The following is a 920-nucleotide window of genomic DNA, read 5'->3' on the forward strand; positions in this document are numbered from 1 at the left end:
CGTATGTATTTCTCGATTCTTCTTTGTGCCTCAGCCATTTTTCGGATATCATAAGGATAGAGTCCTTCCGTTTTGAGATGCGAGAAGAAGCTCTCCATAGAGGCATTGTCTAGGCAATTGCCCCGGCGTGACATGCTGATTTGGGCCCCAACCTTTGGCAGCATGTCGTGGTAGGCATGAGACGTGTACTGGAATCCCTGGTCGCTGTGAACGACCAATCCGGTCACGTCTTTTTGCTTTGCAAAGGCTTTGGCAAAGGTCTGTAGAACCAGCTCATTGTCGTTACGTTCGCTCAGTTGGTAGGCAACAATCTCGTTGTTGAACAGATCTTTTATGGCTGAAAGATACAGCCAGCGTTCACCTACACGGTATTGGGTCACATCCGTTACCCATTTCTGGTTGGGTTTCGCTGCCGTAAAGTCTCGCTTCAGTAGGTTCTCTGCCACACGTTCTCCCGCTTGGTACGTGCCATTCAACCTGCGTTTCCGGCGAATCCTGGCCTGAAGCCCGAGTTCTTGCATGAGGCGCAGAATCTTCTTGTGGTTCATCCAAATACCGTCATCCTGCCACAAGAACAATTGGAGCTGGCGATACCCGTATTTTCCTTCGTAACGCTTGTAGGCTTTACAGATTTGTTGTTTGGCTTCGGCGTCGCGGTCGTTTCCCTTTCGCTTTAAATAGGCATAGTAACCGCTTTTGGAGACGCCAAAGAGTTGGCACAGGTCCGCCACTTTCCCTAGAGCTGCCCCTTTCTCGATGAGCTTAAAGCGTTCTTCCTTACCTCCTGCATCCAGATTTCCAAGCACTTTTTTAACATGTCATTCTCCCGCTTGAGCTTTTGGACATACCGGTCTTGATCGATATATTCTTCCCGCCTACCCCGCTGATCCAACAGTCCATACTCTCCGAGTTCCCGGTAT

Annotated in this window: 1 protein-coding gene; it reads right to left on the minus strand. The window is 49.6% G+C overall.

The window, feature by feature from the left end:
- Positions 1-806, minus strand: an 806-nt coding sequence (locus tag RBI05_RS19230) for an IS3 family transposase (protein WP_310552216.1), incomplete at its 3' end; no start/stop codon positions are given.
- Positions 807-920 lie beyond the last annotated feature (114 nt).

The sequence above is a fragment of the Paenibacillus glufosinatiresistens genome (assembly GCF_031470375.1).
Lineage (GTDB): Bacteria > Bacillota > Bacilli > Paenibacillales > Paenibacillaceae > Paenibacillus_AQ > Paenibacillus_AQ glufosinatiresistens.